Genomic DNA, 19,649 nt, shown 5'->3' on the forward strand with positions numbered 1-19,649 from the left:
CCGGCACGGACGATCCCGGCCGGACGCCCCCGGCCGGACGACCCCGGCCGTCAGACCTCTTCGGCGGCCGCGCTGCGCCGGTGCCAGGCGCGCGGCGCCCGCCAGTGGAAGTGCATCGACAGCAGCCGCAGCACGAACGCCGTCAGGACCGGGATCACGCTGGTGGTGGCGGACAGCGCATCGAAGTGGATCAGCAGGGCGGCCATCGTCGCCCCCATCATCGCGGGCACGGCGTACAGATCGCGGTCCCAGCGCAGCAGCGAGGGCACCTCGTGGGCGAGGATGTCGCGCAGCACGCCGCCGCCGACCGCCGTGGCCACGCCGAGCGCGGCGGCGAAGGTGAGGCCGAGCCCGTAGGCGTGGGCCTTCATCGTGCCGGTGACGCAGAACAGCCCCAGCCCCGCGGCGTCGAAGACACCCACCGCCTTGGTGATCCGCTCGACCTCGGGGTGCAGGAAGAAGACGAGCAGGGTGGCCAGCATCGGGGTCAGGAAGTAACCGAGGTCGGCGAAGGCGGCGGGCGGCTCGGCACCGATGATCAGGTCCCGCAGCACGCCGCCGCCCAGCGCCGTGACCTCGGCGAGCACGGTCATGCCGAAGACGTCGAAGTTCTTCCGCACGGCGAGCAGCGCACCCGAGATGGCGAAGACGAAGATCCCGACGAGGTCCAGTGAGTGCTGGACTGAGGGGCTGAACAGATCGGTGAGCACGCGACATTCTTACCCGTCGCAGACAGTGGTCCCGACCTCCCCACTGTCCCCAGCGCTCTCACTGGCTCTGCCCAGCCCCACCCGCCGCTACGGCAGCGCGGGCTTCCCCGGCTTCCCGATCCAGGTGTCGAAGAGGCCGCCGAGCTTCTGGCCCGAGACCTTCTCGGCGAGCGCGATGAACTGCTTGATGTCGGCGTTGCCGTAGCGGTGCTGCGAGGTCCACAGCGGCAGCAGCTTGAAGAAGGCCTTGTCGCCGATCCGCTCACGCAGTGCCTGCAGGGCCATCGCCCCGCGCTGGTAGACCGCCCGCGAGAACATCGTGTCGCGCTGCGGGTCGGCGACGACGATCTTCCAGAACGGGTCGTCGGCCCCGTAGCGGTTGTAGGCGTCCAGGAAGGACTGGTGGGCGCTCTTCTTGCCCTTGTGCTCGGCCCACAGCCACTCGGAGTAGGAGGCGAAGCCCTCGTTGAGCCAGATGTTCTTCCACTCGCGCACCGAGACGGAGTCGCCGAACCACTGGTGGGCCAGCTCGTGGACGATGGTCTCCTCGTCCCGGACCGCCGAGTAGACCGGCTTGGTCTGGGTCTCCAGCGAGAACTCGGCGTCCGGCATGTCGTCGACGACGGCGCCCGTCTCCTCGAAGGGGTACGGACCGAAGACCTTCGACCAGTAGTCGGTGGCCTCGGCGGTGATCCCGTAGAAGTCGACCGGGTTCTTGCCCTTGAGCGTCGGGTCGATGGCCACGTAGATCGGGGTGCCGGCGGGGGTCTTGCCCGTGCGGACGTCGAACTTCCCGATGGTGGCGGTGGCGAGGTAGGGCGCCATGGGCCGGGTGGCCCGCCAGTGCGAGACGGTCTGGGACCCCTGGGTGCGGGTGGAGACCAGCCGGCCGTTGGAGATGCCGGTGAGGCCCTTGGGGGCCTTGATCCGGACGTCGAAGGCCGCCTTGTCCGAGGGGTGGTCGCTGGAGGGGAACCAGGTGGAGGCGGCGTTGGGCTCGCAGGCCACGAAGACGCCGTCGGGGGTCTTCATCCAGCCGTACTTGGAGCCGAAGATGATGGGGCCGCTGAGCGGCTTGGGTATGCCGCCGTACGTCACCGTGGTGGTGAACGTCCGGCCCTTGGCCAGGTGGTGGCGGGGGCGGATGTTGATCTCGTCGCCGGAGCGGGTGAAGTTCGCGCGCTTGCCGTTCACCTCGACCGACGTGACCTTCAGCTGCTGGAGGTCGAGGTGGAAGGAGGAGAGCGACTTGGTGGCCCGCGCGGTGACGGTCGCCCGCCCCTCGAGGCGCCCGGTGTCGGGCGTGTAGCCGATGTCGAGCCCGTAGTGCCGGACGTCGAAGCCGCCGTTGCCCAGGTTCGGGAAGTAGGAGTCGCCCACGCCGGACGCTCCCGGCACGGGGGCCGGGGCAGCGGAGATCACCCACACGGACGCCGCGGCGGTGGCGAGGGCGAGAAGTCTGGTCGAGCGGTGCCGGGCGGAGCGGCGGGAGAGTGCCATGAGTCGTTCCTTTCGAACACGCGAACGCCGATGCAGCGCACGCGCCGACTCTGCCCTCTCCCGCCCCAACCAGCCAAGAGCTTTACCGATTTGTCATGCCGGGACGTTCGTCACAGCCTTTTCCGGAATGTTCTCCGGGTGGTGGCATGCCACTTGATGGCCCGTCACCAGCGGGATCAGCGGCGGCTCCTGTTGCTTGCACACGTCGGTGGCCTTCCAGCAGCGGGTGTGGAAGCGGCACCCCGACGGCGGCGAGATCGGCGAGGGCACATCGCCCTTGAGCAGGATCCGCTCCCGCTTCGCCCGCCGCTTCGGGTCGGGCACCGGCACCGCGGACATCAGCGCCTTGGTGTAGGGGTGCATCGGCGTCTCGTACAGCGCCTTGCGGTCGGCCAACTCCACGATCTTGCCGAGGTACATGACCGCGATCCGGTCGGAGACGTGCCGGATGACCGACAGGTCGTGCGCGATGATCACGTAGGTGAGACCCAGCTCGTCCTGGAGGTCGTCCAGCAGATTGACCACCTGGGCCTGGATCGACACGTCCAGCGCGGAGACCGGCTCGTCCGCGACCACCAGCTTGGGCTTGAGCGCGAGCGCCCGGGCGATGCCGATGCGCTGCCGCTGCCCGCCGGAGAATTCGTGCGGATAGCGGTTGTAGTGCTCGGGGTTGAGCCCCACCAGCCCCAGCAGTCGCTGGACCTCCTTCTTGATCCCGCCTTCGGGCGTGATGCCCTGGAGCTTGAACGGCGCGCTGACGATCGAGCCGACCGTGTGCCGGGGATTCAGCGAGGAGTACGGGTCCTGGAAGATCATCTGGACGTCGCGGCGCATCGGCCGCATCCCGGCCACGCCGAGGTGCGTGATGTCCTTGCCCTCGAACTCGATCCGCCCGCCGGTGGGCTCCAGCAGCCGGGTGATCAGCCGGCCCATGGTGGACTTGCCGCAGCCGGACTCGCCCACCACGCCCAGGGTCTCCCCCGGCCGTACGTCGAAGGAGATGCCGTCCACGGCCTGCACCGCGCCCACCTGGCGGCGCAGCACCCCCTTGGTGATCGGGAAGTGCTTGACCAGGCCCTCGACCTTGAGCAGGGGCTCGCCTCCGGGCCCCTGCTGCCGGGGGATCGTCACGTCCTGGTCGGGCACGGTTTCGTCGGGTACGGCGTTATCGGGCACGGGTCGGTCCTTCACAGCTTGGGCGCAATCTCTTCGGTCCAGATGCGCGTCCGCTCCTCCTGCGACATGTGACAGGCGGAGTGGTGCCGGCCGCCCTCACCTCCGGTCACCAGGCGCAGCTCGGGCCGCTCGGTGCGGGTGACGCCGTCCTTGGGAACGTCGGCGTAGGGGCAGCGCGGGTTGAAGGCGCAGCCGGACGGCACGTTGATGAGGCTGGGCGGCGATCCCTTGACCGGGATCAACCGCTCGGTCTGGTCCCGGTCGATGCGCGGCATCGAGCCCAGCAGGCCCCAGGTGTAGGGGTGCTGGGGTTCGTAGAAGACCTTCTCGGCCGGGCCGCGCTCGACGCAGCGGCCGCCGTACATCACCAGGATGTCGTCGGCCAGCTCGGCGACGACGCCCAGGTCGTGGGTGATGATGATGACCGCGGAGCCGAACTCCTTCTGCAGATCGCGGATCAGGTCGAGGATCTGCGCCTGGACGGTCACGTCCAGGGCGGTCGTCGGCTCGTCCGCGATGAGCAGCTCGGGGTTGTTGACCAGCGCCATCGCGATCATCGCGCGCTGGCGCATCCCGCCGGAGAACTGATGCGGGTAGTCGTCCACCCGCCGGTCGGGCTGGGGGATGCCGACACGGTCCAGCAGCTCGATCGCGCGTTTGCGGGCGGCCTTCTTGTCCACGTCGTGGTGGACCCGGTAGGCCTCGGTGATCTGGGCGCCGATGGTGAAGTACGGGTGCATGGCCGACAGCGGATCCTGGAAGATCATCGCCATCTCGCGGCCGCGCAGCCGGCGCACCTCGTCCGGGTCGGCGGACATCAACTCCTTGCCGTCCAGCCAGATCTCCCCGGAGATCCGGGCCTTGCCGCGCCCGTACTGGCCGACGGTGTGCAGGCCCATGATGCCGAGCGAGGTGACCGACTTGCCGGAGCCGGACTCGCCGACGATGCCGAGGGTCCTGCCCTTCTCCAGCTGGAAGGAGAGCCCGTCGACGGACTTCACCAGGCCGTCGTCGGTGGGGAAGTGGATCCGCAGGTCGCGCACGTCGAGGAAGGCGGAGGGGGTCGCGGCGCCCGCGCGGACGGGCTCGCCGACGGCGCCGCTCTTGGAAAGGTCCGTCACGAGAGCCTCACTCGGGGGTCGATCACGGCGTACAGGAGGTCCACCACGAGGTTGGCGACCACGACGGCGGCCGCGGCGATGAGCGTCACGCCGAGGATCAGCGGCAGGTCGCGGTCGCTGATGGCCTTCACCGCGGCCTGGCCGAGGCCCGGCAGGTTGAACGTGGTCTCGGTGAGGATCGCGCCGCCGACGAGCGCGCCGAGGTCCATGCCGAGGATGGTCAGGATGGGGGTCATCGTGGAGCGCATGGCGTGCTTGCCGATGACGACGGGTTCGCGCAGGCCCTTGGCGCGGGCCGTGCGGATGTAGTCCTCGCCGAGGATCTCCAGCATGGTGGCCCGGGTGAGCCGGGCGTACATCGCCGCGTAGAGGAAGGCGAGGGTGACCCAGGGCAGGATCAGCCCGCCGAACCACGCGGCCGGGTCCACGGCGAACTCGACGTATTCACCGTTCACCCAGCCCAGTCCGTAGCTGAAGATCGCGAGCGAGAGCAGACCGGTGAAGTAGATCGGCAGCGAGACACCGCTCAGGGCGATGGTCATGGCCGCGCGGTCCCATACGCTGCCGCGCTTGAGCGCGGAGACGATGCCGGTGGTGACGCCGCCCAGCAGCCACAGCACGCACGCGCCCGCGGCCAGCGAGAGCGTGACCGGCAGCCGGTCCTGGAGTACGGGCCAGATGGGCTGCTCGTTGCGGAAGGAGTAGCCGAAGCACGGGGCGTCGCAACGGACGGTGGTCCCGCCGCCGGTGTAGTCCCGGCCGGCGAAGATGCCGGTGACGAAGTCCCAGAACTGCACGAGGATCGGCTCGCCCAGTCCGAGCTTCTGCCGGATGCCCTCGATCGTGGCCGGGTCCGCCTGCTTGCCGACGTACAGGGCGGCGGGGTCGGCTCCGGTGAGCTTCGGAATCGCGAAGAAGATGCCGAAGGTCACGAGGGTGACCACGAGCAGCATCACAATGACGGCGATCAGCCGCCTGACGATATAAGCGAACACTGCGGTCGGCCCGGCGGCGGCCCGGGAACCCCTCGGTCAAGGGGCGCCCGGGCCGCCACGCGCGGCCCTCACCTGCCCTTCGGGCCTAGCGGCGGGTGCGCCGGTGGAGCGGACGGACTGTCACTTGACGACACCGAGGGAGGCGTAGTCGTAGCGGCCGTTGTAGGAGTCGGCCGTGTAGACGTTGGTCAGCCGGGAGCTGCGCCAGATGATGTTCTTCTCGTAGGTGAAGGGCAGGTACCAGGCGCCCTCCATGACCTTCTTGTTGGCCTCCTGGTAGATCTTCCCGGCCTTCTCGGGGTCGGTCTCGGCGACGCCGTCGTCGAAGAGCTTGTTGACCGCCGGGTCGTCCAGCTCGGGGTAGTTCTGGTTGCCGCTGTCCTGGATGAAGCGGCCGTCCGCGATGGGCTTCAGGAAGCCCTGGCCGCTGGGGAAGTCGGCACCCCAACCCATGATGATGATGCCGTAGTTCTTGGCCTTGACGTTCTTGGGAGCGCCGATGATGCCGGTGGTCTGCGCGCCGTCGTACTGGTCGATCTGCGCGTCGATGCCGACCTTCTTCAGGGCCGCCTGGAGCGACTCGGCGGTGGCGACCTCCGGCGGCTTGTTGTTGCGCACCGCGATCGTGGTCTTGAAGCCCTCGGCCTTGCCGCAGGCCTTCAGCTCCTCCTTGGCCTTGGCCTCGTTGGGCTTGCCCTGCTTGACCTCGTACGGGTCGTACGCGGCGTCGAAGCCCTTGACCGACGGCGGGAGCATGCTGGTGCCGATGTCGCCGCCCGCCTGCGGGCCGCCGCGGGCGGTCTGCAGCGAGGTGTGGTCGGCGGCGTGGATGACGGCCTTGCGGCAGTGCTCGTTGTCGAACGGCGCGACCGTCTTGGGGAAGGCGGCGTAGCGGATGAAGCCGGTCTCGGGGTTGTCGACGTTGGCCTTGTTGGACTGCAGCGCCTTCTGCCGGCCCGCCGAGCCCATGCCCGTCGCGTTGAGGTCGAGGTCGTAGTCACCGGCGATCAGCCGGTTGTCCATGTCGTCGGCGTTGGTGGTGAGCTTGACCGTGATCTTGTCCGGCAGGGCCTTGCGGACCGGGTCGCTCTCCTTCTTCCACTTGTCGTTGCGGACCAGCTCCAGGCCCTTGTTCGGGGTGTAGGACACCCACTTGTACGGGCCGTTGGAGAACGGCTTGTTGCCGTACTTCTCCACGGTGTCCTTGTCCTGGCGGACCGGGCCCGCCGCGGGCAGGGCCAGCATCTGGAGGAAGTCGCCGTTGGGCTTGGGCAGCTTGAAGACGATGGTCTTCTCGTCGGGCGTCTCGATCGCCTTCAGACCCAGCTTGTCCTTGGAGGTGTCCTTGTACGGACCCTTGTACTCCTTGTCCGGGTCCAGGGCGTCCTTCAGCCAGGTCGGACCGCCGGAGATCTTGTCCGTGGCCCAGGTGCGCTCGATGCCGTACTTGATCTGCTGGGTGGTGACGGGCTGGCCGTCCTCCCAGGTCAGGCCGTCACGCAGCTTGAAGGTGTAGGTCTTCTTGTCGGCCGAGATCTGACCGGTGTCCGTGGCCATGTCCGGCACGAGCGTGGAGCTCTGCGCGCCGGGGGCGGCCTTCGGGGTGACGAGGGTGCGGACGTAGTAGCGGGCGAAGTCCCACATGAAGCCGTAGTAACCGCGCTGCGGGTCCCATGAGTCGGCGTCCTGGGTGCCGATGAACTTCAGCTCGCCACCCTTCTTGTCGGACGCGCTGGCCACCTTGCCGACGCCGGCGTTGAAGCCCGCGGCCTTGCCGCCCTTGCCGTCGCTGCTCCCGCCGCCGCCACAGGCGGCGGTGCCGACGAGGGCCGCGACCACGAGGGCCGACCCTGCGGCCAGTCTCCGCCTCGAAGTGCTCTGAGTTGTCAAGATGTCGCGACCTCCGTGATCGACGCGGCCCGTGGGACGAGCCGGCTTGTTTCGGGAACGGCCTCCTGACGGAACGACAGGGGCGGTGTACGACAGCGGACTTGGGCTGTTGGGGTCAGCGCGAACCCTTCGGGTCCAGCGCGTCACGCACGCCGTCGCCGAAGAGGTTGAACGCCAGGACGGTGATGAAGATGGCGAGACCCGGGATGATCATGAACATCGGGTCGGACTCGTAGGTGCTGACGGCCTTGGAGAGCATCTGCCCCCAGGACGCGGTCGGCGGCTTGACGCCGGCGCCGAGGAAGCTCAGCGCGGCCTCGGTGAGCACATTGGTGGGGATCATCAGCGTGGCGTACACGGTGATCGGTGCCACCAGGTTGGGCAGCAGCTCACGGAAGAGGATGTACAACTGTCCGGCGCCCAGGCTGCGCGCCGCCTCGACATACTCGCGCTCCCGCAGAGACAGCGTCTGACCTCGCACGATACGGCCCACGTAGGGCCAGCCGAAGAAGCCGATGACCACGATCAGCACGGCCATGCGCACGCCCGAACCGGACATTCCCCACAGCGAGTTGGGCACCACGGACACCAGTGCGATGATGAACAGCAGCTGCGGGAACGCCAGCAGCAGGTCCATGACCCGGCTGATGACGGCGTCGACCCAGCCGCCGAAGTAGCCGGCGACGATGCCGACGACCGTACCGACCACGACGGCGACGACCGCGGAGAGGAAGGCCACGAGCAGCGAGATCCGGGCGCCGTAGACCACGCGGCTGAAGACGTCACGGCCGTTGCCGGGCTCGACGCCGAAGAGGAAGTCGCCGCTGATACCGCCCCAGTCGCCCTTGGGGGTGCTGAACAGCGGGTCGATCGTCTCCTCGTGGAATTCGTTCGGCGGATGGCCGAACACGCTCACGATGAGCGGGGCGAAGATCGCGACCAGTATGAGCAGCAGCACCACGACGCCGCCGGACAGGGCCACCTTGTCGCGCTTCAGCCGGATCCAGGCGATGCGCCAGGGGGAGCGCCCCTCGATCGCCTTCGCCGGGACGCCGGCGGCGACATCGACGGCTGCGGTCTCCGCCGCGCTCGTGTCGTGCAATGGTGCCGTCATCGTCTGGTGGACCCCTCTCGGCCGGCGCCAACCGGCCCAACGCCCGCCGCCCGAAAGGCGGCTGGATCACATCACTGGTGCATCACAGGTGCATCGCTTGGTGCAGATGGTGCGCGGATGGTGCGATGGTGCGGGAAGTTCACGCGGAGCAGGTCGTACGCAGGGCCGATGGCCCGAAGAGCGAGAGCCGACGGCCCTTGTTGCGGGAGTCTTCAACGCGTTCACGATCACCCGCCAGACCTGACCGGCAATGGATGCGCAACCGTGATGTGTAGAGGAGGGTTCCGTTATACGAACATCCGTGATTCATCAGCGGATGCGGCAACCCGCTGAAACGTTTGGCCAGTTGCCGACGAAGGGCCGGGCCGCACGGGGAAACACCGCCTGAGCGGGGCGTTCAGGCGTGAAGGGGCAGGAAACCGGCGAGGCCGGCCGGGGGTCAGTACGCCCCGGCCTGCCAGCCCTGCTGCGGCGGATAGCCGTAACCGGCCGAAGGTGCGGGCGCGGCGCCGCCGTAGGCGTCACGGTCGAAGAAGGGCCGCGCGTTGGCCCGCATCCACATCGCGACCGGGTCGTACTCGTCCGACATCGCCACCGTCGACACCGGCAGCCCCTCGGGCACCACACCGATCGACTGCTGCATCATCAACCGCACGGATTCCACGGCGGCTTGCGAGGTGTCGTACAGATCGAGGCCGATCGCCAGGTACGGGGTGCCCAGCGCGGGCTGCACCCAGGCCCGGCGCAGCGCCCGGACGGCGGGCGTGCGGTGGGCGTTCTGGCCGAGCAGGGCGTAGAACTGCGGAATGTCTATGGCCGGCTCGCTCAGCCGCAGCGGTCCGGCGGGCAGCCGGTCGAGGCCGCCGGTGATCCGCCGCAGGTCGAGCCACGGGATACCGACACCGCCGCCGGGCGCGTGCGGGTTGAGCCACAGGCCCCAGCGGTCGGGGAAGAGGGAGGCGGCGATGGACCGGCCGGGGACGACCTCGTGGGCGCGGTTCCAGCCACTGGCGGCGAGCTCCTGCGCGGAGGTCACACAGGGCGCGTAACCGAGCCCGTCGACCTCCATGTTCCCGTACTGGGCGTCGGGCGATCCGGCCTGGCCGTGCCACAGCAGCATCCAGACCTGCCCCTCGGCGAGGGCGTGCAGCAGCGCCTCGTAGGCGTCGTACCTGCCGGGCGCCACTTGGCGCAGCATCTGCTCCACGCCGCTCTCCGCGCCCGCGCTCACCTGGGTCCGCCTCTTCTCTCGGCCGTCTCTCCACCGCAGGGGGGCGTGACTGCGCGCCCCCTGTCGTCATCCAACCAGCTTACGAGCCCGCGGCGGCGGGCACGGGAGGAGTCACAGGTCACGGTCGTAGAACGGGCGGACCCTCTCCCGCAGCCAGTCTCCGACGGGGTCCTGCGCGACGTCGAGGAAGACCAGCTGTACGGGCCAGGGCACCGGCACGGTGCCGAGGGCCCGGCCGAGGGCGTCCAGGGCGGCGGTGCGGCTCCCGGGGTCGGGCAGGTCCAGCTCGACGCCGACGAACAGCGCCGGGGCGCCGCCCTCGACGCTCGCCAGGCTGCGGCGCGCGGTCTTCACCACGGCGGCGGCCGCGAATTCCAGCCCGGCGGCGGCGAGGAAGGCGGTGGGCTCGTCCTGCCAGTCGGGCTCGAAGAGCCTGACGCGCCCGCCGGTGGCGTCACCGTCCAGCGCGCTGCGCCCGGCCCGGCACAGCGCGGCCACGGCGGCCGGCGGCAGCGGGACGCCGACCGCGCCCTCGGGGTTGACCACGATGCCCACCTGCGGCGGCAGGCCGCGGGCGAACTCCACGGCGGGTGCCACGGTGAAGGACATCCGGTCGCCGGCGACGCAACGGAACTGGGCCTCAGAGCTGAACACGGGGACGAACGCCGCGCCGTCGAGTTCGAGCGTGGGGAGATCGAGGTCGGGGCTGTCGGGGCCGCCGCCGTTCGGCAGCGGTATCCACAGGTGGCTGCGGCCGAGCGCCTCGACGATCGCCGGACCGGCGCCGGGGTCGCCCAGGGAGCCGGCGAGCACCGTCTCGAGTTCGTTGGCGGGCCACCCCTGGGGGAGGCCGGGGGCGCCCGGAGCTCCGGGGCCGCTGGGGACACCGCCCTGGGGGCCGTTCTGGAGGACACTGCCCTGAGCGGGGGTCCAGCCGTACTGCTCGGGGATGCTCATCTCGTCCAACTCGCCCAACGCCGTCCAACCACCGTATCGACAAAGCCGCATCCGAACCCTAGCGGCTCCGGGCCCCGGCGCTCTCGTCGGCCGCCGAATTCGGTGCCGATCCGGGCGTTCGGCACGGGTGGCGACGTCCGTACCGATATAGGGCACGAGCCTCGGCGGTCCGGACGCGCGCACTCTTTCGGCGGCGCGCGGGCCTTCGACGACAGGATCCCGGCCGACCCCGCGAAGACGCAGGTCAAACGGTTGTGGGCGCCTCATACGGGCCACCACCCACCGTAGGCGATGAGTTGCGCAGTGCTGTCGGACCGGCACACGGTGAGCGGGCAGTTCCCCATCAGCTCCCATCAGCCTCAGCGATCCGAAGGGAAACACCCAGCATGCGCATCAACAAGCTCACCTCCGCCGCCATAGCCGTCGCCGCCTGCGGCTCCCTCGTCGTGGGTGTCACCGGTCCCGCCCTCGCCGCCGCGCCGGAACCGGTCCCCACGGCCGCGGCCCCGGACCCGAAGGCGGCCGCCACGACGCAGCAACTGGAGACGGTGGCCAATCTGGGTGAGCTGCTCTCCGCGGCGTCCAAGATCGCCGTTGAGGCCCAGTCCAAGACCCCGAACCCGGCCGTGCTCGCCGATCTGCGGCTCCGTTACCAGGCGGCGGCCGAGAAGCTCCTGAAGTCCGTCAAGGCCAGAGCGACCGCGTCCGGTGGCGTGCGGGCCGACGCCGTCAAGGACGTCCAGGACGCCCTGGCGAAGCTGACCAAGGACCTCACCGACCTTCTCGCGGCCGTGGTGGCCAAGGACCTGGCGAAGGTGACGGCGGGCCTCGCCACGGTCGTCGCGGACCTCCAGGCCCTTCTGCTGTCGGTGCCGAAGCTCGCGACGGGCGCCCTGCCACTGCCGCTCCCCGGGCTCTAGGCGGGGGCGACGCGGCCCGGCGGCTCAGCCGTCGAAGACGATGCCCTCGAGCGTCCGGGCCGCGGCGCGGTCGAGCAGCGCCGCGGACACGCAGCCGTCCGGCAGCCGCCCGGCGGCGGTGTCCGCGACCAGCCGCGCCATCGCCCGGCGGTGCCGCCCGAAGGCGTACGCGGAGACGGTGCGGCCGCGCGCCGCCTGACCGGCGAGCGCGGCGGCCGGGTCCACGGCCAGCACCAGCAGATGGACCGAGCTGCCGCGCCGCCGCGCCTCCCGGACGAGCCAGCGGCGGACCCAGCCGCGCTGCCCGCAGTCGTGCACGACCGCGCTCGCGTCCGAGCGCAGGGCCCGGCGCAGCCCGGCGTAATGGGTGATCCGCACGAGCGGGCGGTAGACCCCGTAGGGCAGCCAGGACGGGGTGCGGCGCTCCAGCCGGTCGCGGGCGTCCTGCGAGTCGACGCACCAGACCACCGCGTCGCGGCTGTCGAGGGCGGCCACGGACCGTCGGATCAATGTCGACTTGCCGCTTCCGGGCAGTCCGGAGACGACGAGCAGGTCCCCGGCCGGATATCGCAGTGCCGCGGGGGCCGCGCCCCCGCGGAGATCGCGCACACCCGTCGGTCCCACGTTTCGCCGCGCCCCCTGCGCCTCCTGTGGCCCAGGCTGCACGGCTTCCACCCGTCTCGCGTCCGTACCCCGCGCCCGCACCGTGATCCCCCTCCTCTGGCCTTCCCCGTCCGGCCCATTTGCCCCCTACCCACCGAACGTAAAGAAAAGGTAATCCAATTCGGGGGGTCTCGGGCCGTCCGTCGCACGCCTGTACGTGCAATGATGTGCGCGCCAACTGCATACCGGCCGCTCGAATCCGCGCGGGAGAGTCCCAGCACTATGTGTGCTGGGCGCCGAAGGAGCAAGTTCCTCCCTTGAATCTCTCAGGCCCCGTACCGCGCGGGTGAGGCAGATCTGAAAAGCGAGGCGCCCCCGGGCGTCCTCCACCCAAGGTGCAAGCCGGGGACTCGCTCGTTTCGAGGCTCTCGGTGAACCTCTCAGGTTCCGATGACAGATGGGGAGGCCGTGACCCCTCTTTCGCGAGCCTTCCGCGAGTCTCGCGACCACGCCTGGGAGCCTGAACCATGACCGAAGCCCCCCGCCGCACCGCCCTCGACGCGCTCCACCGCGCGCTCGGCGCGACGATGACCGACTTCGCGGGGTGGGACATGCCCCTGCGTTACGGGAGCGAGCGCGACGAGCACGTCGCCGTACGGACCCGTGCCGGTCTCTTCGACCTGTCGCACATGGGCGAGATCACCCTCACCGGCCCGCAGGCCGGCCGGGCGCTGGACTTCGCGCTCGTCGGCAATCTGTCCGCGCTGGCCGTCGGCCGGGCCCGCTACACCATGATCTGTGACGCCGCGGGCGGCATCCTGGACGACCTGATCGTCTACCGCCTGGCCGACGAGGAGTTCATGGTCGTCGCCAACGCCTCGAACGCGCAGGTCGTGCTGGACGCGCTGACCGAGCGCGCCGCGGGCTTCGAGACGGCCGTCCGCGACGACCGCGAGAACTACGCACTGCTCGCGATCCAGGGCCCCGAGTCCCCCGGCATCCTGAAGTCCCTCACCGACGCCGACCTCGACGGCCTCAAGTACTACGCGGGCCTGCCGGGCACGGTGGCGGGCGTGCCCGCGCTGATCGCCCGTACGGGTTACACCGGCGAGGACGGCTTCGAGCTGTTCGTCGCCCCCGCCGACGCCGAGAAGCTGTGGCAGGCGCTCACCGACGCGGGCGCGGACGCCGGTCTCGTGCCGTGCGGCCTCTCCTGCCGCGACACGCTGCGCCTGGAGGCCGGCATGCCGCTGTACGGGCACGAGCTGACCACCGCCACCACGCCCTTCGACGCGGGCCTGGGCCGGGTCGTGAAGTTCGACAAGGAGGGCGACTTCGTCGGCCGCGAGGCCCTCACCGCCGCCGCCGAGCGCACCGCCGCCAAGGCGCCCCGCAAGCTGGTCGGCCTGATCGCCGAGGGCCGCCGGGTGCCGCGCGCCGGATTCCAGGTCGTCGCCGACGGCCAGGTCGTCGGCGAGGTCACCTCGGGCGCCCCCTCCCCCACGCTCGCGAAGCCGATCGCCATCGCGTACGTCGACGCGGCGCACGCCGAGCCGGGCACGCAGGGTGTAGCTGTGGACATCCGCGGCACCCACGAGCCGTACGAGGTCGTCGCCCTGCCGTTCTACAAGCGCCGGCGCTGACCCTTCTCGATCAAGCCTCATCCCACCCAGACCCTCCCCTTGGCTCCGCCAGGGGCAACCCCACGCACGAGCACCCACGCGCATCCAGGAGAATCAAGCCATGAGCAACCCCCAGCAGCTGCGTTACAGCAAGGAGCACGAGTGGCTGTCGGCCGTCGAGGACGGTGTGGCGACGGTCGGAATCACCGAGTTCGCGGCCAACGCGCTCGGCGATGTCGTCTTCGCCCAGCTCCCCGCGGTCGGCGACACCGTCACCGCGGGTGAGTCCTGTGGCGAGCTGGAGTCGACCAAGTCGGTCAGCGACCTGTACTCCCCGGTGACCGGCGAGGTCGTCGCGGCCAACCAGGACGTCGTGGACGACCCCGCGCTGGTGAACTCCGCCCCCTTCGAGGGCGGCTGGCTGTTCAAGGTGAAGATCACGGACGAGCCGGAGGACCTGATGTCCGCCGACGAGTACACCGCCTTCGCCGGCTGAGCCCGTACCCCGCCTCCGCCCCACCCCAGGAAGTCCAGGAAGAACTCATGTCGCTTCTGAACAGCTCCCTCCATGAGCTCGACCCCGACGTCGCCGCCGCTGTCGACGCCGAACTCCACCGCCAGCAGTCCACCCTCGAGATGATCGCCTCGGAGAACTTCGCTCCGGTCGCGGTCATGGAGGCACAGGGCTCGGTCCTCACCAACAAGTACGCCGAGGGCTACCCGGGCCGCCGCTACTACGGCGGCTGCGAGCACGTGGACGTCGTCGAGCAGATCGCGATCGACCGGATCAAGGCGCTCTTCGGCGCCGAGGCCGCCAACGTGCAGCCGCACTCCGGCGCGCAGGCCAACGCCGCGGCGATGTTCGCCCTGATCAAGCCCGGCGACACCATCCTGGGTCTGAACCTCGCCCACGGCGGGCACCTGACCCACGGCATGAAGATCAACTTCTCCGGCAAGCTCTACAACGTGGTCGCCTACCACGTCGACGAGCAGACCAACCTGGTCGACATGGAGGAGGTCGAGCGCCTCGCCAAGGAGCACCGCCCGAAGCTGATCGTCGCCGGCTGGTCCGCGTACCCGCGCCAGCTGGACTTCGCCGCCTTCCGCCGGATCGCGGACGAGGTCGGCGCGTACCTGATGGTCGACATGGCCCACTTCGCGGGCCTCGTCGCCGCCGGGCTGCACCCCTCCCCGGTGCCGCACGCGCACGTCGTGACCACCACCACGCACAAGACCCTCGGCGGTCCGCGCGGTGGCGTGATCCTCTCCACGGCCGAGCTGGCCAAGAAGATCAACTCCGCGGTCTTCCCCGGTCAGCAGGGTGGCCCGCTGGAGCACGTGATCGCGGCGAAGGCGGTGTCCTTCAAGGTCGCGGCGAGCGAGGAGTTCAAGGAGCGCCAGCAGCGCACCCTGGACGGCGCGAAGATCCTGGCCGAGCGCCTGATGCAGTCCGACGTGGCCGAGGTGGGCGTCTCCGTCCTCTCCGGCGGCACGGACGTGCACCTGGTCCTGGTCGACCTGCGCAACTCCGAGCTGGACGGCCAGCAGGCCGAGGACCGTCTCCACGAGGTCGGCATCACGGTCAACCGCAACGCCATCCCGAACGACCCGCGCCCCCCGATGGTCACCTCGGGCCTGCGGATCGGCACCCCGGCGCTGGCCACCCGCGGTTTCCAGGCCGATGACTTCCGCGAGGTCGCGGACATCATCGCCGAGGCCCTGAAGCCGGTCTACGACGCGGAGGCGCTGCGCGGCCGCGTCACGGCCCTGGCGGACAAGCACCCGCTGTACGCCGGCCTGAAGTAACGAAAGCAGTTCGGATTCACCCGCCGGTACGGGGCATCGCGCACACTGAGAAGTGAGTGCGGTGCCCCGCACCGTGTGGCGCAGCGCACGCTCCTCGCCCCCAGGAGTGGCGTCCGCACACCGCACACTGGACATACGGCCGTAGAACCGTGCACAGTGCCCGTCTCGTATGTCGGCGCGTTCGCGCCCGCCCCGTGCGTCACCGCACGTCCCCCCAGTACCACCCACCAGCAGACAGGAAGCCGCCACCGTGGCCATCTCCGTTTTCGATCTCTTCTCGATCGGCATAGGCCCGTCCAGCTCCCACACGGTCGGCCCGATGCGTGCCGCGCTGATGTTCACGCGGCGGCTGAAGAACGAGGGCCTGCTGGCGCACACCACGTCCGTGCGGGCCGAGCTGTTCGGTTCGCTCGGCGCCACCGGCCACGGCCACGGCACCCCCAAGGCCGTCCTGCTGGGCCTGGAGGGCCACTCCCCCCGCACGGTCGACGTCGAGACCGCCGACGACGAGGTCGAGCGCATCCGCACCACGAAGCGGCTGCGGCTGCTCGGCGCGGAGATCGGTTCGGATCACGAGATCGACTTCGACGAGTCGACCCAGCTGATCCTGCACCGCCGCCGCTCCCTGCCGTACCACGCGAACGGCATGACCCTCTTCGCGTACGACGAGGCCGGCGCCCCGCTGCTGGAGAAGACGTACTACTCGGTCGGCGGCGGCTTCGTCGTGGACGAGGACGCGGTCGGCGAGGACCGGATCGTCCTCGACGACACCGTGCTGAAGTACCCCTTCCGCACCGGTGACGAGCTGCTGCGCCTCTCCCGTGAGACGGGCCTGTCGATCTCCGCGATGATGATGGAGAACGAGAAGGCCTGGCGCACCGAGACGGAGATCCGCGAGGGGCTGCTGGAGATCTGGCGCGTCATGCAGGCGTGCGTCGCGCGCGGCATGTCCCGCGAGGGCATCCTCCCCGGCGGCCTCAAGGTCCGTCGCCGCGCCGCCAGCACCGCCCGCCAGCTGCGCGCCGAGGGTGACGCACAGGCCCGCGCCATGGAGTGGATCACGGTCTACGCCATGGCGGTCAACGAGGAGAACGCCGCCGGCGGCCGGGTCGTCACGGCCCCCACCAACGGCGCCGCCGGCATCATCCCCGCCGTCCTGCACTACTTCCTCGACTTCGTGCCCGGCGCGGACGAGGACGGCATCGTCCGCTTCCTCCTCGCCGCGGGCGCGATCGGCATGCTCTTCAAGGAGAACGCCTCGATCTCCGGCGCCGAGGTCGGCTGCCAGGGCGAGGTCGGCTCCGCCTGCTCGATGGCCTCCGGCGGTCTCGCCGAGGTGCTCGGCGGCTCCCCGGAGCAGGTCGAGAACGCCGCCGAGATCGGCATGGAGCACAACCTGGGCCTCACCTGCGACCCCGTGGGCGGTCTGGTCCAGATCCCGTGCATCGAGCGCAACGGCATGGCCGCCGCCAAGGCCGTCACCGCCGCCCGCATGGCCCTGCGCGGCGACGGCCGCCACCACGTCTCCCTCGACAAGGTCATCAAGACCATGAAGGAGACGGGCGCCGACATGAAGGTCAAGTACAAGGAGACGGCGCGCGGCGGCCTCGCCGTCAACGTCATCGAGTGCTGATCCGGCCGTTCCACGCCGCGACGGTCTGAAACCCTGCCCCTTGCCACCCCGTGGCAGGGGGCAGGGCCGTTTCCGGGGCATGATCATCACATGCCTCATCTCGGACTGGTGACCCTCGTCGTGCGGGACTACGACGAGGCCATCGCCTTCTACGTGGACGCCGTCGGTTTCGAACTCGTCGAGGACACCCGTATCGACGACCGGAAGCGCTGGGTGGTCGTCCGCCCGCCGGGCGCCCGGGAGACGGGGCTGCTGCTGGCCAGGGCCGTGGGCCCCGCGCAGGAGGCGCGGGTGGGCGATCAGACGGGCGGCCGGGTCGGGCTGTTCCTGAACACCGACGACTTCGCGCGCGACCACGCGCGGATGCGGGCGGCCGGGGTCGTGTTCCAGGAGGCTCCCCGCAAGGAGCCCTACGGGACGGTGGCCGTCTTCCGGGACCTGTACGGGAACCTCTGGGACCTGATCGGGCCCGACGCCCCCGCTACGCCCCCGTCTCCTCCGTCAGCCACCTGAGGTACTCGGCGCTGCCCGCCGTGACCGGCGTGGCGATGATCTCGGGGGTGTCGTAGCCGTGCTCGGCCCGGAGGTGGGCTTCCAGCTGCGGGTAGCGGGCGGCCGTGGTCTTGTAGAGCACCCGCCATTCGGTGGCCGTCTCGACCTGGCCGCGCCAGCGGTAGACGCTGGTGACCGGGCCGTCGATCTGGGCGCACGCGGCGAGGCGGCGGGCGATCGCGGTCGTGGCCAGGTGGCGCGCGTGGTCGGCGCTGTCGGTCGTGGTCGTCACCACGAGGTGCTGGGCGTCCGGCATGGCGCCGACCGTATCGCAGCGCGACGGGGACGTTGTCAGTGGCGCCGCGTACGCTCGCGAGCATGAGTTACGCAGATCTGCGCGAACTCCAGAGCGCGCTCAACACCGCTTCGGACATCGCCTTCTCCCTGGACGCCGCGCCCGCGGCGCACGAGGCCGACCAGCTCGTGGACGCCCTGCGCCGGGCGTTGGCCGCGGCCAACGCCCTGGGTGCCGGGTTCGGTGCGACGGGCTGCGCCGAGCATCCGCGGGGGGCGGTCGATCCGCTGTACGGGGACAAGGACGATCCGCTGCCGCCGGGGTGGGGGCGGTGCCTGCTGTGCAACGACCGCCGGCGGCGGGCCAGCGCGCAGCGGCGGGGCTGGCGCTGACCCGGTGGCCGGGTCCGCACGGGTGTCGCGGGCCGGGTCAGGCGTTGTAGGAGTTCCAGAACTCCTCGAAGGACAGCACGCCGTCGCCGTTGCCGTCCTTCTTGTTGATGATGGCCTGGGCCACGGTCTCGGTGACGTTGAAGTCGCCGAGCTCGGCCATCACGCTCTTGTACTCGACGGCGGTGATGAAACCGTCGCCGTCCACGTCGAACCGGTCGAACGCCTTGCGCGCTGCATCGATGCTGGCCATGCGGGCCTCCCCTTTGTGTGCTGGTGTGACCGGCACAGATTAGCCGTCCCCTCCGGGCGCCCGTCCGGCGGTTCAGCCGTCGGCCACCAGCTCCATGTAGCGGGTCCAGTCCCAGTACGGTCCGGGGTCGGTGTGGGTGGCGCCGGGGACCTCGTTGTGGCCGATGACGTGGGCGCGGGTCCGGGGGATGCCGTAGCGGGCGCAGACGGCGGCGGCCAGCCGCGCGGAGGAGCGGTAGAGCGCGTCGGTGAAGTACTCGGGGCGGTCGGTCCAGCCCTCGTGCTCGATGCCGATGCTGCGGGTGTTGTAGTCCCAGTTCCCGGCGTGCCAGGCGATGTCCTTCTCGCGGACGAACTGGCCGATGTAGCCGTCGGCGGAGGCGACCATGTAGTGCGCCGAGACCTTCGACCGCGGGTTCTGGAAGATCTTCATCGCGTCGGGGAACGTCTCCTGGGTCACGTGGACCACGACGAACCGGACGGGGTACGCGTCGGGGCGGCCGGAGACCGTGTAGTTGGCGCCGCTGGCCGGGATCCAGTGGGTGGTCGGGTAGCCCGCCGCGGGGGTGGCGGGATCCGGTAAGGCGGGTTGTGCCATGGGGGGCTCCATCGGTCCGTGGCGCGGGAAGCGCCGCTGGTGCCATGACACCCGCCGGGCACGCGGACCGCAAGGACCGCGGCGCGGCGTTCCGTCCCGGGGCGGAACGCCGCGGGACACAGAAGATCGCCAATAGGACGCACCCACCCCTGCTACGCCACCCATCACACCCCCTGTTACGCACAGTAAAGGCGCATAAAGATAAGCGGTGATGGCGAAACATTCATGAAATGCAAGGCGGGTGGCATAGCTCACCTTTGATTACCGAACGGTATTGCCGGGGATTTCCGTTTGGGGGCGATTGCACCTTTGGCTCCCGACCACTCCGCGTGACATAGTCGGGGC

General features: G+C 70.1%; 20 protein-coding genes and 1 riboswitch. Of the genes, 7 read left to right on the forward strand and 13 right to left on the reverse strand.

Features of this window, described 5'->3' with window-relative positions:
• Positions 1 to 50 precede the first annotated feature (50 nt).
• The 9 genes from FHS38_RS08080 to FHS38_RS08120 all read right to left on the reverse strand — a co-directional run bounded on the left by FHS38_RS08080 (position 51) and on the right by FHS38_RS08120 (position 10,712).
• The gene (locus FHS38_RS08080) at positions 51 to 710 is read right to left on the reverse strand and encodes a trimeric intracellular cation channel family protein (RefSeq protein WP_184732348.1); all 660 of its coding nucleotides are present in this window, start codon (positions 708 to 710) and stop codon (positions 51 to 53) included.
• 87 nt (positions 711 to 797) lie between these two features.
• Positions 798 to 2,210, reverse strand: coding sequence for a M1 family metallopeptidase (locus FHS38_RS08085; protein ID WP_184732350.1), 1,413 nt, complete (start codon positions 2,208 to 2,210; stop codon positions 798 to 800).
• 93 nt (positions 2,211 to 2,303) lie between these two features.
• Positions 2,304 to 3,356 (reverse strand): ABC transporter ATP-binding protein, encoded by a 1,053-nt coding sequence (locus FHS38_RS08090; protein WP_308433576.1) that lies wholly within the window; start codon positions 3,354 to 3,356, stop codon positions 2,304 to 2,306.
• A gap of 41 nt (positions 3,357 to 3,397) precedes the next feature.
• On the reverse strand, positions 3,398 to 4,507 hold the full coding sequence (locus tag FHS38_RS08095) for an ABC transporter ATP-binding protein (protein WP_184732352.1): 1,110 nt from the start codon (positions 4,505 to 4,507) through the stop codon (positions 3,398 to 3,400).
• Complete coding sequence (locus tag FHS38_RS08100) at positions 4,504 to 5,502, reverse strand: ABC transporter permease (protein ID WP_184732354.1); 999 nt, start codon at positions 5,500 to 5,502, stop codon at positions 4,504 to 4,506. The genes FHS38_RS08095 and FHS38_RS08100 overlap by 4 nt, the downstream gene beginning before the upstream one ends.
• A 120-nt stretch (positions 5,503 to 5,622) precedes the next feature.
• The gene (locus tag FHS38_RS08105; protein WP_184732356.1) at positions 5,623 to 7,392 is read right to left on the reverse strand and encodes an ABC transporter substrate-binding protein; all 1,770 of its coding nucleotides are present in this window, start codon (positions 7,390 to 7,392) and stop codon (positions 5,623 to 5,625) included.
• Positions 7,393 to 7,507: 115 nt separating this feature from the next.
• On the reverse strand, positions 7,508 to 8,506 hold the full coding sequence (locus tag FHS38_RS08110; RefSeq protein ID WP_184732358.1) for an ABC transporter permease: 999 nt from the start codon (positions 8,504 to 8,506) through the stop codon (positions 7,508 to 7,510).
• 439 nt (positions 8,507 to 8,945) lie between these two features.
• On the reverse strand, positions 8,946 to 9,704 hold the full coding sequence (locus tag FHS38_RS08115; RefSeq protein ID WP_184733358.1) for an enhanced serine sensitivity protein SseB C-terminal domain-containing protein: 759 nt from the start codon (positions 9,702 to 9,704) through the stop codon (positions 8,946 to 8,948).
• 144 nt (positions 9,705 to 9,848) lie between these two features.
• On the reverse strand, positions 9,849 to 10,712 hold the full coding sequence (locus FHS38_RS08120) for an enhanced serine sensitivity protein SseB (RefSeq protein WP_229822716.1): 864 nt from the start codon (positions 10,710 to 10,712) through the stop codon (positions 9,849 to 9,851).
• Between the two features lie 368 nt (positions 10,713 to 11,080).
• On the opposite strand from FHS38_RS08120, the gene FHS38_RS08125 reads away from it, so the two are divergent.
• The gene (locus tag FHS38_RS08125; RefSeq protein WP_184732360.1) at positions 11,081 to 11,614 is read left to right on the forward strand and encodes a hypothetical protein; all 534 of its coding nucleotides are present in this window, start codon (positions 11,081 to 11,083) and stop codon (positions 11,612 to 11,614) included.
• A 24-nt stretch (positions 11,615 to 11,638) separates the two neighbouring features.
• On the opposite strand, the gene FHS38_RS08130 is transcribed toward FHS38_RS08125, so the two are convergent.
• A complete protein-coding gene (locus FHS38_RS08130) occupies positions 11,639 to 12,223 on the reverse strand; it encodes an AAA family ATPase (protein ID WP_308433570.1) in 585 nt (194 codons plus the stop codon).
• A 248-nt stretch (positions 12,224 to 12,471) separates the two neighbouring features.
• A riboswitch (glycine riboswitch) is annotated at positions 12,472 to 12,568 on the forward strand.
• 176 nt (positions 12,569 to 12,744) lie between these two features.
• Here FHS38_RS08130 and gcvT point away from each other — a divergent pair.
• The 5 genes from gcvT (at position 12,745) to FHS38_RS08155 (ending at position 17,791) form a co-directional block, all read left to right on the forward strand.
• The gene (gene gcvT, locus FHS38_RS08135; RefSeq protein ID WP_184732364.1) at positions 12,745 to 13,860 is read left to right on the forward strand and encodes a glycine cleavage system aminomethyltransferase GcvT; all 1,116 of its coding nucleotides are present in this window, start codon (positions 12,745 to 12,747) and stop codon (positions 13,858 to 13,860) included.
• A 100-nt stretch (positions 13,861 to 13,960) separates the two neighbouring features.
• A complete protein-coding gene (gene gcvH / locus FHS38_RS08140) occupies positions 13,961 to 14,335 on the forward strand; it encodes a glycine cleavage system protein GcvH (protein WP_184732366.1) in 375 nt (124 codons plus the stop codon).
• Positions 14,336 to 14,382: 47 nt separating this feature from the next.
• Positions 14,383 to 15,645, forward strand: coding sequence for a serine hydroxymethyltransferase (gene glyA, locus FHS38_RS08145; protein WP_184732368.1), 1,263 nt, complete (start codon positions 14,383 to 14,385; stop codon positions 15,643 to 15,645).
• Positions 15,646 to 15,895: 250 nt separating this feature from the next.
• Positions 15,896 to 17,278 carry an L-serine ammonia-lyase gene (locus tag FHS38_RS08150; protein WP_184732370.1) on the forward strand — a complete coding sequence of 461 codons (1,383 nt, stop codon included), beginning with the start codon at positions 15,896 to 15,898 and terminating at the stop codon, positions 17,276 to 17,278.
• Positions 17,279 to 17,368: 90 nt separating this feature from the next.
• Positions 17,369 to 17,791 carry a VOC family protein gene (locus FHS38_RS08155; protein ID WP_184732372.1) on the forward strand — a complete coding sequence of 141 codons (423 nt, stop codon included), beginning with the start codon at positions 17,369 to 17,371 and terminating at the stop codon, positions 17,789 to 17,791.
• Here the strand turns inward: FHS38_RS08155 and cutA are convergent.
• Positions 17,760 to 18,086, reverse strand: coding sequence for a divalent-cation tolerance protein CutA (gene cutA, locus FHS38_RS08160; RefSeq protein ID WP_184732374.1), 327 nt, complete (start codon positions 18,084 to 18,086; stop codon positions 17,760 to 17,762). The genes FHS38_RS08155 and cutA overlap by 32 nt on opposite strands.
• Before the next feature lie 62 nt (positions 18,087 to 18,148).
• Here cutA and FHS38_RS08165 point away from each other — a divergent pair, with 62 nt between their 5' ends.
• The gene (locus FHS38_RS08165) at positions 18,149 to 18,457 is read left to right on the forward strand and encodes a hypothetical protein (protein ID WP_184732376.1); all 309 of its coding nucleotides are present in this window, start codon (positions 18,149 to 18,151) and stop codon (positions 18,455 to 18,457) included.
• 37 nt (positions 18,458 to 18,494) lie between these two features.
• Here FHS38_RS08165 and FHS38_RS08170 read toward each other — a convergent pair whose 3' ends face one another.
• Both FHS38_RS08170 and FHS38_RS08175 read right to left on the reverse strand, forming a co-directional pair.
• Positions 18,495 to 18,707 carry an EF-hand domain-containing protein gene (locus FHS38_RS08170; protein ID WP_184732378.1) on the reverse strand — a complete coding sequence of 71 codons (213 nt, stop codon included), beginning with the start codon at positions 18,705 to 18,707 and terminating at the stop codon, positions 18,495 to 18,497.
• A gap of 72 nt (positions 18,708 to 18,779) precedes the next feature.
• Positions 18,780 to 19,304 carry an N-acetylmuramoyl-L-alanine amidase gene (locus tag FHS38_RS08175; RefSeq protein WP_229822718.1) on the reverse strand — a complete coding sequence of 175 codons (525 nt, stop codon included), beginning with the start codon at positions 19,302 to 19,304 and terminating at the stop codon, positions 18,780 to 18,782.
• Positions 19,305 to 19,649: the final 345 nt, after the last annotated feature.

This window comes from Streptomyces netropsis, assembly GCF_014203545.1.
Lineage (GTDB): Bacteria > Actinomycetota > Actinomycetes > Streptomycetales > Streptomycetaceae > Streptomyces > Streptomyces netropsis.

Coding starts and splice junctions, on each gene's coding strand:
- FHS38_RS08085 (WP_184732350.1), bottom strand. CDS start 2,210: ATGGCACTCTCCCGCCGCTCCGCCCGGCACCGCTCGACCAGACTTCTC.
- FHS38_RS08110 (WP_184732358.1), bottom strand. CDS start 8,506: ATGACGGCACCATTGCACGACACGAGCGCGGCGGAGACCGCAGCCGTC.
- FHS38_RS08115 (WP_184733358.1), bottom strand. CDS start 9,704: ATGCTGCGCCAAGTGGCGCCCGGCAGGTACGACGCCTACGAGGCGCTG.
- FHS38_RS08125 (WP_184732360.1), top strand. CDS start 11,081: ATGCGCATCAACAAGCTCACCTCCGCCGCCATAGCCGTCGCCGCCTGC.
- gcvT (WP_184732364.1), top strand. CDS start 12,745: ATGACCGAAGCCCCCCGCCGCACCGCCCTCGACGCGCTCCACCGCGCG.
- gcvH (WP_184732366.1), top strand. CDS start 13,961: ATGAGCAACCCCCAGCAGCTGCGTTACAGCAAGGAGCACGAGTGGCTG.
- glyA (WP_184732368.1), top strand. CDS start 14,383: ATGTCGCTTCTGAACAGCTCCCTCCATGAGCTCGACCCCGACGTCGCC.
- FHS38_RS08155 (WP_184732372.1), top strand. CDS start 17,369: ATGCCTCATCTCGGACTGGTGACCCTCGTCGTGCGGGACTACGACGAG.
- cutA (WP_184732374.1), bottom strand. CDS start 18,086: ATGCCGGACGCCCAGCACCTCGTGGTGACGACCACGACCGACAGCGCC.
- FHS38_RS08165 (WP_184732376.1), top strand. CDS start 18,149: ATGAGTTACGCAGATCTGCGCGAACTCCAGAGCGCGCTCAACACCGCT.
- FHS38_RS08170 (WP_184732378.1), bottom strand. CDS start 18,707: ATGGCCAGCATCGATGCAGCGCGCAAGGCGTTCGACCGGTTCGACGTG.
- FHS38_RS08175 (WP_229822718.1), bottom strand. CDS start 19,304: ATGGCACAACCCGCCTTACCGGATCCCGCCACCCCCGCGGCGGGCTAC.